Genomic DNA, 15,461 nt, shown 5'->3' on the forward strand with positions numbered 1-15,461 from the left:
GTCCGGGTGTCGGACTCCGCAAAGCCTACCCTCATGGTCATCGACGGCCACTCGCTCGCCTTCCGGGCCTTCTACGCACTGCCGGTCGACAGCTTCGTGAACCGCGAGGGGCAGCACACGAACGCCATCCACGGCTTCATCTCGATGCTGCTCATGCTCCTGCAGCGCGAGAAGCCGACCCACCTGGCGGTCGCGTTCGACATCTCCCGCTTCTCCTTCCGCACCCGCGAGTACGAGGACTACAAGGGCACCCGCTCGGAGACCCCGCCCGAGTTCAAGGGCCAGATCCCGCTCCTGCAGCAGGCGCTCGAGGCGATGGGCATCACGACGGTGACGAAGGAGGACTACGAGGCCGACGACATCCTCGCCACCTTCGCGCGACAGGGTGCCGAGCAGGGGTACCAGGTGTACGTGGTCTCGGGTGACCGCGACTCGATCCAGCTCGTCAACGACGACGTCACGCTGCTGTACCCGTCGGTCCGCGGCGTCTCCGAGCTCACGCGCTACGACCGCGACAAGGTGTACGAGCGGTACGGCATCGAGCCGCACCAGTACCCGGACATCGCGGCGCTCGTGGGGGAGACCAGCGACAACCTGATCGGCATCGACAAGGTCGGCGAGAAGACCGCGGTCAAGTGGGTGACCGCGTACGGCTCCCTCGACGGTGTCCTCGAGCACGCCGACGAGATCAAGGGCGTCGTCGGGAACAACCTCCGCGAGCAGAAGGACCGGGCGATCCGGAACCGCAGGCTGAACCGGCTCGTGAACGACGTCGAGCTGCCCGTCGGACCGGCCGACGTCGCCCTCCGCCCGCTGGACGAGCAGGCCGTCCGCGACCTCTTCGCCAAGCTGCAGTTCCGCACGCTGCTCGACCGGGTCTTCAAGGTCGCCGGTACCGGTGAGCCGAGCGAGGCGAGCGATGCTCCCGGCTCGGTCGACAGCGGCGCGCCGACCCCGCCGAAGGTCACCACGGTCATCGACGAAGAGCTCGGGTACTGGCTCGAGCGCAAGGGTGCGAACGACGCCGAGAACGGGTTCGGCGTCGCGGTCGAGGTCATCGACGGCCGGCTCAGCGCGATCGGCATCGCGACCCACGACGACGCCGTCCTGGTGCCCGGCGGCAGCGGCGCGAAGGACTACGAGCAGCTCGCCGCGTGGTTCGCCTCCGACGCCCCGAAGCACTTCCACGACGCCAAGGCCGCCATCAAGGCGCTCGGCACGGTCGGCATCACGGTGCGGGGCATCGCCGGGGACGCCCGCATCACCGGGTGGCTCGCGCAGCCGGGCAAGCAGGGGCAGCCCCTCGCCGACCTCGTGTACCAGGAACTCGGCGAGGAGCTGCCGACCGCCGACCCGAACCAGCTCGTCCCCGAGAGCGAACCGGTCAACGTCGGCGTGCACGCCTGGTACGTCCTGCGGGTCGACACCGCGCTGCGCTCCCGCGTCGACGAGTCCTCGCTGCGGGTGCTCGACACGATCGAGCTGCCGCTCGTCCCGGTGCTGGCGGGCATGGAGACCATCGGTGTCGGTATCGACCGCCCGGTCCTGACCGGGCTGTCGCACGACCTGGGGGAGCGCGCCGCCGAGCTCGCGCAGCAGGCCTTCGCCGAGATCGGCCACGAGGTGAACCTCGGCTCGCCGAAGCAGCTGCAGGAGGTCCTGTTCACCGAGCTCGCGATGCCGAAGACCCGCAAGACGAAGACCGGCTTCTCGACCGACGCGGCGAGCCTGGCCGACCTGCAGGAGCAGCACCCGCACCCGTTCCTCGGACTGCTGCTGCAGCACCGCGACGCCACGAAGCTCCGGCAGATCGTCGACACGCTCGACGCCGCGGTCGTCGACGGACGCATCCACACCCGCTACGAGCAGACCGGCACGAGCACCGGCCGGGTCTCGTCGACGGACCCCAACCTGCAGAACATCCCGGTCAAGACCGCCGTGGGTCGCCGCATCCGGTCGGCCTTCGCGGTCGCCGAGCCGTACACGACGCTCGTGACCGCCGACTACTCGCAGATCGAGATGCGCATCATGGCGCACCTGTCCGGCGACCCGGGGCTCATCCAGGCGTTCAACGAGGGCGAGGACCTGCACCGCTTCGTCGGTGCCCGGGTGTTCTCGGTCGAGCCGGCGGACGTCACGCCCGAGATGCGCACGAAGGTGAAGGCGATGTCGTACGGCCTGGCCTACGGCCTCAGCCCGTTCGGCCTGTCGAAGCAGCTCCGCATCGAGCAGTCCGAGGCGCGCACGCTCATGAACGAGTACTTCGCCCGCTTCGGTGCGGTGCGCGACTACCTCCGGGGCGTCGTCGAGCAGGCCCGTGAGGACGGCTACACCGAGACGATCTTCGGTCGCCGGCGTCCGTTCCCGGACCTGAAGAGCCCGAACCGCGTCCTCCGCGAGAACGCCGAGCGCGCCGCGCTGAACGCGCCGATCCAGGGGTCGGCCGCCGACATCATGAAGATCGCGATGCTCGGCGTCGACGAGGACCTCCGCGAGGGATCGCTCGAGTCGCACCTGCTGCTCCAGGTGCACGACGAGCTCATCCTCGAGGTCGCTCCCGGCGAGCAGGAGCGCGTCGAGGAGATCCTGCGCACCCGGATGGGCGCGGCTGCCGAGCTGAGCGTCCCGCTCGACGTGTCGGTCGGCGTCGGTCCGAACTGGGAGTCCGCGGCGCACTGACGCGCGCGGGTCGCGTTGCGACGCGGCCACGTCACGGACGGGAGGCGCGGTGCCGGCTGGCACCGTGCCTCCCGTCCGTCGTCCAGACAGCTCGCGCGCCGCGGTCGCGTCGAGACGCCGCGGTTGCGTCGAGACGCCGCCAGATCCGGCGGCGTCTCGCTCACCGGAGGGCGTCTCGTGTCGACGCCCCCGTCCCGCCGTCCGCAGCTCCGCCTGCCGAGGCGCTCGGTAGGGTCGGGGCATGAGCGAAGACCGACCCGTCCGCCAGCCGTCCGCCGTCGACCGCGTCGCCGAGGACTGGGTGTCCACCCTCGTCGACCTCGACCCGACCGTCGCCACGTACATCGGGGTCCCCGGGCGCACCGACGGCTACGGCGACACCTCGCCCGCCGGCGCCGACGCCCTCGCCGACGCCGCACGTTCCGCGCGCCGGGCCCTCGACGCCGCCGAGTCGACGGACGACGTCGACCGGGTGACGAAGACCGACCTCGGAGCGGAGCTCGACCTGGTCGTGGAGTCGCACGAGCGGAAGCTGCACCTGCGGGACCTCAACGTGATCGCGAGCCCCGCGCAGGAGTTCCGCGACGTCCTCGACCTGATGCCGACCGCGACCACCGCCGACTGGCAGGACGTCGCGGGGCGCCTGCACGCGCTGCCGGACGCCCTGGAGGGCTACCGCGAGACCCTGCTGCAGGGCACGCGCGAGCAGGTCACGCCCGCCGCGCGCCAGGTCGCACTCATCGCCGAGCAGGCCGCGCGCAACGGTGCCGAGGACGGGTTCTTCCGCCAGCTCGTCGACGGCGCCGCGCTCGAGGGCGGCGCACCGCTGCCCGAGTCGCTCCGCGGCGAGCTGGTGCGCGGCGCCGAGGTCGCGGCGGCCGCGTACCGGTCGTTCGGCGGCTTCCTCGAGCACGAGCTGCTGCCCCTGGCGACCCCGGTCGACGCGGTCGGTCGCGAGGACTACGAGCTGCACTCCCGACGCTTCCTGGGTGCCGTCGTCGACCTCGACGAGACGTACGAGTGGGGCATCGAGGAGCTCGCCCGGATGCGCGACGAGCAGGAGCGCATCGCGGACCGCATCGAGTCCGGCGCCTCGGTGGCGCGCGCGATCGAGGTCCTCGACGCCGACCCCGCCCGCATCCTGCACGGCACCGACGCCCTGCAGCGGTGGATGCAGGAGACCAGTGACGCGTCGATCCGCGCGATGGACGGGGAGTACTTCGACATCGCCGACCCGATCAAGCGCCTGGAGTGCCGGATCGCCCCGACGCAGGAGGGCGGGATCTACTACACCGGCCCCTCCGACGACTTCTCGCGTGCGGGGCGGATGTGGTGGTCGGTGCCGCAGGGCGTCACGGAGTTCGGCACGTGGCGAGAGAAGACGACGGTCTACCACGAGGGCGTGCCCGGTCACCACCTGCAGATCAGCCAGGCGGTCTACAACCGCGGGGAGCTCAACACGTGGCGTCGGCAGCTGGCCGGACCGTCCGGGCACGTCGAGGGCTGGGCCCTCTACGCCGAGCGGCTCATGGAGCAGCTCGGGTTCCTCGACGACGACGGGGACCGCCTCGGCATGCTCGACGGCCAGCGGATGCGGGCGGCCCGCGTGGTGCTCGACATCGGTGTGCACCTGCAGAAGACCAACCCCGACGGCGGTGGCTGGACGTGGGAGTACGCGCTCGACTTCATGGGCCGGAACGTCAACATGGCGCCGGAGTTCGTGCAGTTCGAGGTCGCCCGGTACTTCGGGTGGCCGGGGCAGGCGCCGTCCTACAAGGTCGGGCAGCGCGTCTGGGAGTCGATCCGCGACGAGCTCGCCGCACGCGAGGGCGCTGCGTTCGACCTGAAGGCCTTCCACCACCGGGCGCTCGCACTCGGCGGGGTCGGCCTGGACACGCTCCGGAGCGCGCTGCTCGACTGACGGCGTGACGGGTCGACGGACGGGAGGCGCGTGGCGGGGTCGCCGCGTGCCTCCCGTCCGTCCTCCGGTCACCCCGCGACACGCGACACGCCCGGTTGTGGGGCCCGCGGCCCTGCGGCTAGACTCAATCGGCGCAATCCGCGCCAACCAACCACTGCCATGACGGCTCGCACCGACGTTCGGTGCGGACCAGGGGGTCGCTCCCTCGCCGTCACGGCCCGACTCATGTCCGTTCGGAGCAATCTCTACATGACAACCACCACGACCAAGGCTCCCAAGCAGGTCGCCATCAACGACATCGGCTCGGCTGATGACTTCCTGGCCGAGGTCGAGAAGACCCTCAAGTTCTTCAACGACGGCGATCTGATCTCCGGAACCGTCGTGAAGATCGACCGCGACGAGGTCCTCCTCGACGTCGGCTACAAGACCGAGGGTGTCATCCCCTCGCGCGAGCTCTCGATCAAGCACGACGTCGACCCCAACGAGGTCGTCGAGGTCGGCGACGAGGTCGAGGCCCTGGTCCTCCAGAAGGAGGACAAGGAAGGCCGCCTCATCCTGTCGAAGAAGCGTGCGCAGTACGAGCGTGCGTGGGGCGACGTCGAGAAGATCAAGGAGTCCGACGGCGTCGTGACCGGCACGGTCATCGAGGTCGTCAAGGGCGGTCTCATCGTCGACATCGGCCTCCGTGGCTTCCTCCCGGCCTCGCTCATCGAGCTGCGTCGCGTCCGCGACCTGACCCCGTACCTGGGTCAGGAGCTCGAGGCGAAGATCCTGGAGCTCGACAAGAACCGCAACAACGTGGTCCTCTCGCGCCGCGCCCTGCTCGAGCAGACGCAGTCCGAGTCGCGCACCACCTTCCTCAACAACCTCCACAAGGGCCAGGTCCGCAAGGGCATCGTGTCGTCGATCGTCAACTTCGGTGCGTTCGTGGACCTGGGCGGCGTCGACGGTCTCGTCCACGTCTCCGAGCTCTCCTGGAAGCACATCGAGCACGCCAGCGAGGTCGTCGAGGTCGGTCAGGAAGTCACCGTCGAGATCCTCGAGGTGGACCTGGACCGCGAGCGCGTGTCGCTCTCGCTCAAGGCCACGCAGGAGGACCCGTGGCAGGTCTTCGCCCGCACCCACGCGATCGGTCAGATCGCACCGGGCAAGGTCACGAAGCTCGTGCCGTTCGGTGCCTTCGTCCGCGTCGCCGACGGCATCGAGGGTCTCGTCCACATCTCGGAGCTCTCGAACAAGCACGTCGAGCTCGCCGAGCAGGTCGTCTCCGTCGGTGACGAGGTCTTCGTCAAGATCATCGACATCGACCTCGACCGTCGCCGCATCTCGCTCAGCCTCAAGCAGGCGAACGAGGGCGTGGACCCGGAGGGCACCGAGTTCGACCCGGCGCTCTACGGCATGCCGACCGAGTACGACGACCAGGGCAACTACAAGTACCCCGAGGGCTTCGACCCGGAGACCAACGAGTGGCTCGAGGGCTACGACACCCAGCGCACCGAGTGGGAGGGCCAGTACGCGGCCGCCCAGTCGCGCTGGGAGGCCCACAAGGCGCAGGTCGCGAAGACCATCGCGGACGAGGAGAAGGGTGGCTTCGACCTCCCCGCCTCGGCCTCGAGCTCGTCCTCGTCCTCGTCGACCTTCTCGAGCGAGTCGAACGGTCAGGGCACCCTGGCCGACGACGCCTCGCTCGCGGCGCTCCGCGAGAAGCTCAGCTCGAACAACTGATCGAGCGGGTCGCACGTCCCGGAAGCCCGGTACCCCTGAGGGGGTGCCGGGCTTCCGGCGTTCCACGACGTCCTCGGTAGCCTGGACCGGTGCGCATCATCGGTCTGACAGGCGGCATCGCCGCGGGCAAGTCCACCGTCTCCCGTCGCTGGGCGGAGCACGGGGCGGTCGTCGTCGACGCCGACCGGCTCGCGCGGCAGGCGGTCGCTCCGGGCAGCCCCGGGCTCGCCCGTGTCGTGGAACGGTTCGGGACGGGCGTGCTCGCCCCCGACGGCGCGCTCGACCGGGCCGCCCTGGGCAGCATCGTCTTCTCCGACGCCTCGGCGCGGAAGGACCTCGAGGGGATCACCCACCCGGAGGTGTGGCGGCTCGCACGGGGAGCGTTCGACGCTGCCGAGGCCGCTGATCCGGAAGCCGTCGTCGTCTACGACGTCCCGCTCCTCGCCGAGGCCCGGGGGAGTCGGCCGATCCGGTTCGACGCGGTCGTCGTCGTGGACGCCCCTGCGGCGCAGCGGGTCGGACGACTCGTCGAGCACCGGGGCATGCCGCGTGACGAGGCCGCGCGACGTGTGGCGGCCCAGGCGTCGGACGCCGAGCGGCTCGCCCTCGCCGACCACGTCGTCGACGCGACCGGATCGCTCGAGGACACCCTGCGGTCCGCCGACGCGGTGTGGGACCGCATCGCGTCCTGAACGGGCCCAGCAGGCCCTGGTACCCGCTCAGCTGTGGGCGATCAGGGCCGTCGGGTGTCAGGGGGCGCGACTACCGTTGTCCCCATGGCAGTGTCGATCCAGCCCACCCGGGCGATCCGTCCCTTCGAGGTGATCAGCGAGTACTCGCCGAGCGGTGACCAGCCGGCGGCGATCGCCGAGCTCGCCGGTCGGATCAACGCGGGTGAGACCGACGTCGTGCTGCTCGGCGCGACCGGTACCGGCAAGTCGGCGACCACCGCCTGGCTGATCGAGCAGGTCCAGCGGCCGACGCTCGTGCTCGCGCACAACAAGACCCTGGCCGCGCAGCTGGCGAACGAGTTCCGCGGGCTCCTGCCGAACAACGCGGTCGAGTACTTCGTCTCGTACTACGACTACTACCAGCCCGAGGCGTACGTCCCGCAGACGGACACCTTCATCGAGAAGGACTCGTCGGTCAACGCGGAGGTCGAGCGGCTCCGGCACTCGACGACGAACTCGCTGCTCAGCCGGCGCGACGTCGTGGTGGTGTCGACCGTGTCCTGCATCTACGGCCTCGGTACGCCGGAGCAGTACATGAACGCGTCGATCGCGCTCCACGTCGGCCAGACGATCTCCCGCGACCAGCTCGTGCGCAAGTTCGTCGGCATGCAGTACCAGCGCAACGACGTCGACTTCGCCCGCGGCACCTTCCGCGTCCGCGGCGACACCATCGAGATCATCCCGATGTACGAAGAGCACGCGATCCGCATCGAGATGTTCGGTGACGAGATCGAGGCGCTCACCTCGCTGCACCCGCTGACCGGCAACGTCATCGCGGACCTGCCCGGTGTCTCGATCTTCCCGGCGTCGCACTACGTCGCCGACACCGACGTCATGCACCGGGCGATCGAGCGGATCAAGGACGAGCTGGCCGACCGACTCGCCGAGCTCGAGGGCCAGGGCAAGCTGCTCGAGGCCCAGCGGCTCCGCATGCGCACGACCTTCGACATCGAGATGATGGAGCAGATCGGCTTCTGCTCCGGCATCGAGAACTACTCGCGCCACATGGACGGGCGCGATGCGGGCGAGGCGCCGCACTGCCTCATCGACTACTTCCCGGACGACTTCCTCATCGTGATCGACGAGTCGCACGTGACCGTGCCGCAGATCGGTGCGATGTACGAGGGTGACGCCTCCCGCAAGCGCACGCTCGTCGAGCACGGCTTCCGTCTGCCGAGCGCGCTCGACAACCGACCGTTGACGTGGGAGGAGTTCCTCGAGCGCGTCGGGCAGAAGGTCTACCTGTCGGCGACCCCGGGCAAGTACGAACTCGGCGTCACCGACAGCGTCGTCGAGCAGATCATCCGTCCGACGGGTCTGGTCGACCCCGAGATCGTCGTGAAGCCGAGCGACGGCCAGATCGACGACCTGCTCGAGGAGATCAAGCTGCGCGTCGAGCGTGACGAGCGCGTGCTCGTCACGACCCTGACCAAGCGGATGGCCGAGGAACTCACGGACTTCCTCGGCAACGCCGGCGTCCGCGTGCGGTACCTGCACTCCGACGTCGACACCCTGAAGCGTGTCGAACTGCTGACGGAGCTGCGCCAGGGCGTGTACGACGTGCTCGTCGGCATCAACCTGCTGCGCGAGGGCCTCGACCTGCCCGAGGTGTCCCTCGTGGCGATCCTCGACGCCGACAAGGAAGGGTTCCTGCGGTCGTCGACGTCGCTCATCCAGACGATCGGCCGTGCCGCCCGCAACGTGTCGGGCCAGGTGCTCATGTACGCCGACAAGATCACCGACTCCATGCGCCAGGCGATCGACGAGACCGATCGGCGCCGCGAGAAGCAGGTCGCCTACAACCTCGAGCACGGCATCGACCCGCAGCCCCTCCGCAAGAAGATCGCCGACATCACCGAGGTGCTGCAGCGCGAGAGCGACGACACCAAGGCGCTGCTCGAGGGTCGCCCGGGTTCCGACGGCCGCCGGTCGCCCACGCCGAACCTGCGTCGCGAGGGCATCGCGGGAGAGGGCGCGACCCAGCTCGAGGCGACGATCGCCGACCTCAACGACCAGATGCTGCAGGCCGCGGCCGAGCTGAAGTTCGAGCTGGCGGCACGGCTCCGCGACGAGGTGCAGGACCTGAAGAAGGCGCTGCGACAGATGGAGTCCGCCGGGCATGTCCGCTGACACCTCCGGGACCGCGCGGCGGACGGTCGTCGTCACGGGTGCCAGCGCCGGCCTGGGCTACCACGCAGCCGAGCAGCTCGCGGCACAGGGCCACCGGGTCGTGCTCGCCACGCGGAACCCCGAGCGTGCCGCCGCTGCCGAGCGGAGCATCCGGAAGCACGTCGACGACGCAGCGCTCGTGCACCTGCACCTCGACCTGGCCGACCTCGACAGCGTGCGTGCCGCGGCCGTGCGGCTCCGGGAGCTCGGCCCCGTGCACGCCCTGCTCAACAACGCCGGCGTGGTCGGATCGGCTCGCCCGCAGCGCACCGCGCAGGGCTTCGAACTGCAGGTCGGCACGAACCACCTCGGACACTTCGCCTGGACGGCGCTGGCGCTGCCGGCCCTCGACCAGGACGCCGGGCGTGTGGTGCACCTCGGCTCCATCGCGCACCGCCTCACGACGCTCGACCGGACGGATCCGCTCGCGGTCGGCCGCTACGAGGGCCACCGCCAGTACGCCAGGAGCAAGCTCGCGGTGATGCTGTTCGGCTTCGAGCTCGCGCAGCGGTTGGGTGACGCCGGCTCGCGGGTGCGCAGCGTCGTCGCGCACCCAGGGCTCGCGCTCGACGCCGCCGCGCCGCCCCGACCGGACGTCGCGCCGACGCGGTCGGAACCGGCGTGGATGCGGGCGGGCTCGGGCTGGGTGGCGCAGGGCAAGGACGCCGGGGCGTGGCCACTCGTGCACGCCGCCGTCGGTGAGGCCGTGCGCTCGGGGGAGTACTGGGGGCCGGCCGGTCCGCTCCAGTTCGCCGGTCGTCCGGCGCTCGTCCCGGCGCGCCCGCGTGCCCACGACCGCACCGTCGCTGCGCGCCTCTGGACGGCGAGCGAACAGGCGACCGGCGTCGCGTTCGCTCTCGACGCACTCGGCTAGACCGCCACGCCCGGACGGATGTCGGTCCTGCTTCGTAGAATCGTCTGCGATGACCATCACCTCTGACCGCGGAACCGCGACCCCGGGCCGGAACGCCTTCGGCGAGCCTGCAGACCTCCACATCCCCGGCGGGACGGCGCCGCACAGCACCTCGACGCTCAGCGTCCGGGGCGCTCGCGTGCACAACCTCCGCGACGTCGACCTCGAGATCCCTCGGGACTCGCTCGTCGTGTTCACCGGGCTGTCCGGGTCGGGCAAGTCCTCGCTCGCGTTCGACACGATCTTCGCCGAGGGCCAACGGCGCTACGTGGAGTCGCTGTCGGCCTACGCCCGGCAGTTCCTCGGCCAGGTGGACCGGCCCGACGTCGACTTCATCGAGGGCCTGTCGCCGGCGGTCTCGATCGACCAGAAGTCGACGAACCGGAACCCGCGGTCGACCGTGGGCACCATCACCGAGGTCTACGACTACATGCGTCTGCTCTGGGCGCGCATCGGTGTCCCGCACTGCCCCGTCTGCGGCGAGGTGATCAGCAAGCAGAGCGTGCAGCAGATCGCGGACCAGCTCATGGAGTTCGAGACCGGCACGCGCTTCCAGGTCCTCGCGCCGGTCGTCTCCAAGAAGAAGGGCGAGTTCGTCGACCTCTTCCAGGAGCTCGCGGCCTCGGGGTACGCCCGTGCGATCGTCGACGGTGAGCGCATCCAGCTGAGCGACCCGCCCAAGCTCAAGAAGCAGGTCAAGCACGACATCTCGGTGATCGTCGACCGTCTCGTGGCGAGCGACGACATCCTCGGCCGCCTCACCGACTCGCTCGAGACCGCCCTGCGGCTGACGAACGGCACCGTGGCGATCGACCTCGTCGACCACGAGGGGCCCGGCGCGGTCCGGACCTACTCCGAGAACCTGTCCTGCCCGAACAACCACCCGCTCGCGCTCACCGAGATCGAGCCGCGGACCTTCTCGTTCAACGCACCGTTCGGTGCCTGCCCCGAGTGCTCGGGCCTCGGTACCCGCATGTCGGTCGACCCCGACCTGGTGCTCGGCGACCCCGAGGCCTCGCTGCGAGACGGCGTCCTGCTGCCCTGGACGGGCACGAGCGGGCTGTACTCGTACTTCGAGAAGCTCCTCGCGGGTCTCGGCAAGGACCTCGGGTTCGGCCTCGACACCCCGTGGAACCAGCTCGACCCGTCGGTGCAGGCCGCGATCCTGACCGGCAAGGACTTCCAGGTCTCCGTGTCGTGGAAGAACCGTTTCGGCCGCGAGATGCGGTACACGAGCGGGTTCGAGGGCGTCATGCCCTACATCGAGCGCAAGTTCGCCGAGGCCGAGTCGGACTCGCAGCGGCAGCGCTTCCAGGGCTACCTGCGCGAGGTCCCCTGCCCGGTCTGCGACGGCACGCGCCTGAAGCCCGAGGTCCTCGCCGTGACGGTCGACGGTCGCAGCATCGCCGACGTGACCGACATGTCGCTCGACCAGGCGTACGGCTTCATGGAGGAGCTGACGCTCACCGAGCGTGAGGCGCACATCGCGGCCGCGGTCCTCCGCGAGATCCGCGCGCGGCTCGAGTTCCTGCTCGAGGTCGGCCTGAACTACCTGACCCTCGCACGCGGAGCCGGCGGGCTCTCCGGCGGCGAGGCACAGCGCATCCGGCTCGCGACGCAGATCGGATCGGGCCTGACGGGTGTGCTCTACGTGCTCGACGAGCCGAGCATCGGCCTGCACCAGCGCGACAACCGTCGGCTCATCGACACGCTCGTCAAGCTCAAGGACCTCGGCAACACCCTCATCGTCGTCGAGCACGACGAGGACACCATCCGCACGGCGGACTGGGTCGTCGACATCGGACCGGGCGCGGGCGTGAACGGCGGCAAGGTCGTGCACTCCGGCTCCTACGAGGGCATCATCGCGAACCGCGAGTCGGTGACCGGTGACTACCTGGCAGGTCGGCGCGCGATCGAGGTGCCCGCCGAGCGACGGAAGATCAACCCGAAGCGCGTCATCAGCGTGCAGGGCGCCCGGGCGAACAACCTCAAGCAGGTCGACGTCGACTTCCCGCTCGGTGTCTTCACCGCGGTGACCGGCGTCAGCGGCTCCGGCAAGTCGACCCTGGTCAACGACATCCTGTACAAGGTGCTCGCGAACCAGCTCAACGGCGCGCGGCACATCGCCGGCAAGCACACCCGCGTGAAGGGCCTCGACCAGCTCGACAAGGTCGTGCACGTCGACCAGGCGCCGATCGGCCGCACCCCGCGGTCCAACCCGGCGACCTACACCGGCGTGTTCGACCGCATCCGGCAGCTCTTCGCCGAGACGCCCGAGGCGAAGGCGCGCGGCTACCAGCCCGGTCGCTTCAGCTTCAACGTCAAGGGCGGCCGCTGCGAGAACTGCTCGGGTGACGGCACGATCAAGATCGAGATGAACTTCCTGCCCGACGTCTACGTGGCGTGCGAGGTCTGCGGCGGTGCGCGGTACAACCGCGAGACGCTGCAGGTGCACTACAAGGGCAAGGACATCTCCGAGGTCCTCGACATGCCGATCAGCGAGGCGGCCGAGTTCTTCGAGCCGATCTCGGCGATCCACCGCTACATGGCGACGCTCGTCGACGTGGGCCTGGGCTACGTGCGCCTCGGGCAGAGCGCGACGACCCTCTCCGGTGGCGAGGCCCAGCGCGTCAAGCTCGCGACGGAACTCCAGCGCCGCTCGAACGGCCGCACGGTCTACGTGCTCGACGAGCCGACGACCGGCCTGCACTTCGAGGACGTCCGGAAGCTGCTGCTCGTGCTGCAGAGCCTGGTCGACAAGGGCAACACCGTGATCACGATCGAGCACAACCTCGACGTGATCAAGTCCGCCGACTGGCTGGTCGACATGGGACCCGAGGGCGGCGCCGGTGGCGGTACGGTACTGGCCGTCGGCACCCCGGAACACGTGGCCGACGTCCCCGAGAGCCACACCGGTGTGTTCCTGCGCGAGATCTTCGATGCGCAGGACGCCCGTGTCGGCAAGGAGCAGGCGGTCGGTGCGCGTCAGGCCACCCAGAAGCACCAGGGCGGGCAGCAGAGCAAGCAGAAGGCGGGTGCTCGGTAGGTGGCGGACACCGTCTCCTGGCGGCCGAAGGCGGGGGAGATCCCGACCGACCCAGGCGTCTACCGGTGGCGTGACGAGGCCGGTCGGGTGCTCTACGTCGGCAAGGCGAAGAACCTCCGCGCCCGCCTGAGCAACTACTTCGCACCGCTGCCGACCCTCCACGAGCGCACCCGACGCATGGTGCTCACGGCCCGGAGCGTCGAGTGGACCACCGTCGGCTCCGAGATCGAGGCACTGCAGCTCGAGTACACCTGGATCAAGGAGTTCGACCCGCCGTTCAACGTCAAGTTCCGGGACGACAAGTCGTACCCGTACATGGCGATCACCCTGGGCGAGGAGTCGCCGCGGGTGATGGTGACGCGGAACCGGAAGATCAAGGGCGCGAAGTACTTCGGGCCCTACCCGAAGATCTGGGCGGTGCACGACACCATCGACCTGATGATCAAGGTGTTCCCGATCCGCACCTGCTCGGACTCGTCCTACAAGAAGGCGATGCAGACGGGCAAGCCGTGCTTCCCGGGCCAGATCGGCAAGTGCGGTGGACCCTGCTCGCAGAAGGTCACCATCGCCGAGCACCGGGCGATCGTCGAGGAGTTCGTCCGGTTCATGGGCAGCTACGACCGCAGGGTGATCACGACCCTGCGGCAGCGCATGGCCGCGGCCGCCGACGCCATGGACTACGAGCAGGCGGCGCGGTACCGCGACCAGGTCGGTGCCCTCGAAGCGGTGCTCGAGAAGTCGGCGGTGGTCCTCCGTGACTCGGTCGACCTCGACCTGTTCGGTGTGGCCGAGGACGAGCTCGCCGCCGCCGTGCAGCTGTTCTCCGTGCGCGGCGGGCGCATCCGCGGTGTCCGGGGGTGGGTGGTCGACAAGGAGCTCGACATCAGCACCGGTGACCTGGTCGAACAGATCGTCCAGGGCCAGTACGCGACGAGCGACGACGTCCCGCGCGAGGTCGTCGTGCCGGAACTCCCCGAGGACGCCGAGGCCCTGCAGCAGTGGCTCAGCGAGCGGCGCGGCAGGCGCGGCACGAAGCTCAGCACGGCCCAGCGGGGCGACCGGGCGGGCCTCGCGCGCACGGCCGCCCAGAACGCCGCGCAGGCGCTCATGCTCTACAAGACGAAGCGCAGCGCGGACTACACGACCCGGTCGGCTGCCCTCGCCGACATCCAGGACGCCCTGGGCATGACCGAGGCCCCCCTGCGGATGGAGTGCTACGACATCTCCCACCTGCAGGGCACGAACGTGGTGGCGTCGATGGTGGTGTTCGAGGACGGGCTCCCGCGCAAGGACCAGTACCGCCGCTACACGATCGCCGAGACGACCGACGACACCGACAGCATGTACCAGGTGCTGTCGCGACGGCTGGCGCGCCTCGACGAGGACGCCGCGGTGCCGGACGTCCCGGACGCCACGAGCGAGGACGTCGTCGAGGGCACGAAGCCGACGAAGCGGTTCGCGTACCGTCCGCAGCTGCTCATCGTCGACGGCGGCCAGCCCCAGGTCCAGGCGGCCAAGCGGGCGATGGACGAGGCCGGCGTGCACGACATCGCCCTGGTGGGCATCGCGAAGCGCCTCGAGGAACTGTGGTTGCCCGACGACGACTTCCCGGTGATCATGCCGCGCAACTCCGAGGCGCTCTTCCTGATCCAGCGGATCCGTGACGAGGCGCACCGGTTCGCGATCACGCACCAGCGGACCCGCCGGAAGCGCGACGTCCGGTCGCAGCTGTCGGAGATCCCCGGGCTCGGCCCGACCCGGGTGAACGCCCTGCTGAAGCACTTCGGGTCGGTCGCGCGCCTGCGTGAGGCGACGGCGGAGCAGATCGCCGAGGTGAACGGCGTCGGGCCGGCCACCGCGGCGGCGGTCGTCACGAAGCTCGCGCAGACGCCCCGCAGCGCGCCGGAGGGGAGCCCGCCCGGAGCGAGCGCCCCCGAGGCGGGCCCGTCCGGTGCGAGCGCCCAGGACGCGGGCCCGCCCGGAGGAAGCGTGCCGGAGGCGAGCGACGCCGACCCTGCCGGGCGCGCAGCCAGCACCCCCGGTCCGGAGCGGACGACGGACCCGGACGCGCCCGCAGCCGCCGCGGAGGAGCCGAGCCGCGCCTCCAGGCCGGTCGGCCCCGTCCGCGTCCCGGACGTCTCCGCCGACGGCCCGTCGCGTCCACGGTGACCGGCCCCGCTCCGAGCGCGGGACGGTAGCCTGGACGCGCAGCCGAGACCCGAAGCCGAGACCTCCCCGGGCCGTGGCCCGGGCCGCCACGACGGAGCCCTCCCACAC

General features: G+C 70.2%; 8 protein-coding genes. All 8 read left to right on the top strand.

Annotated elements, in window-relative coordinates:
• The first annotated feature begins 6 nt into the window (after positions 1 to 6).
• Complete coding sequence (gene polA, locus M3677_RS03265; RefSeq protein WP_066654473.1) at positions 7 to 2,679, top strand: DNA polymerase I; 2,673 nt, start codon at positions 7 to 9, stop codon at positions 2,677 to 2,679.
• Positions 2,680 to 2,920: 241 nt separating this feature from the next.
• Positions 2,921 to 4,600: a DUF885 domain-containing protein gene (locus tag M3677_RS03270; RefSeq protein ID WP_251159775.1), complete on the top strand. Its 1,680-nt coding sequence runs from the start codon at positions 2,921 to 2,923 to the stop codon at positions 4,598 to 4,600.
• 249 nt (positions 4,601 to 4,849) lie between these two features.
• A complete protein-coding gene (gene rpsA / locus M3677_RS03275) occupies positions 4,850 to 6,325 on the top strand; it encodes a 30S ribosomal protein S1 (protein ID WP_066654468.1) in 1,476 nt (491 codons plus the stop codon).
• Between the two features lie 89 nt (positions 6,326 to 6,414).
• Positions 6,415 to 7,017 (top strand): dephospho-CoA kinase, encoded by a 603-nt coding sequence (coaE, locus tag M3677_RS03280; RefSeq protein WP_251159776.1) that lies wholly within the window; start codon positions 6,415 to 6,417, stop codon positions 7,015 to 7,017.
• A 96-nt stretch (positions 7,018 to 7,113) separates the two neighbouring features.
• Positions 7,114 to 9,186: an excinuclease ABC subunit UvrB gene (gene uvrB / locus M3677_RS03285; RefSeq protein ID WP_066658265.1), complete on the top strand. Its 2,073-nt coding sequence runs from the start codon at positions 7,114 to 7,116 to the stop codon at positions 9,184 to 9,186.
• Positions 9,176 to 10,099 (top strand): SDR family NAD(P)-dependent oxidoreductase, encoded by a 924-nt coding sequence (locus tag M3677_RS03290; RefSeq protein WP_251159777.1) that lies wholly within the window; start codon positions 9,176 to 9,178, stop codon positions 10,097 to 10,099. Before uvrB ends, M3677_RS03290 begins: the two co-directional genes overlap by 11 nt.
• Before the next feature lie 49 nt (positions 10,100 to 10,148).
• Entirely contained in the window at positions 10,149 to 13,184 is a 3,036-nt protein-coding gene (gene uvrA, locus M3677_RS03295; RefSeq protein ID WP_245171061.1) for an excinuclease ABC subunit UvrA, read from the top strand.
• Positions 13,185 to 15,353 carry an excinuclease ABC subunit UvrC gene (gene uvrC, locus M3677_RS03300; protein ID WP_251159778.1) on the top strand — a complete coding sequence of 723 codons (2,169 nt, stop codon included), beginning with the start codon at positions 13,185 to 13,187 and terminating at the stop codon, positions 15,351 to 15,353.
• Positions 15,354 to 15,461 lie beyond the last annotated feature (108 nt).

This window comes from Curtobacterium sp. P97 (assembly GCF_023712445.1).
Taxonomy (GTDB): domain Bacteria; phylum Actinomycetota; class Actinomycetes; order Actinomycetales; family Microbacteriaceae; genus Curtobacterium.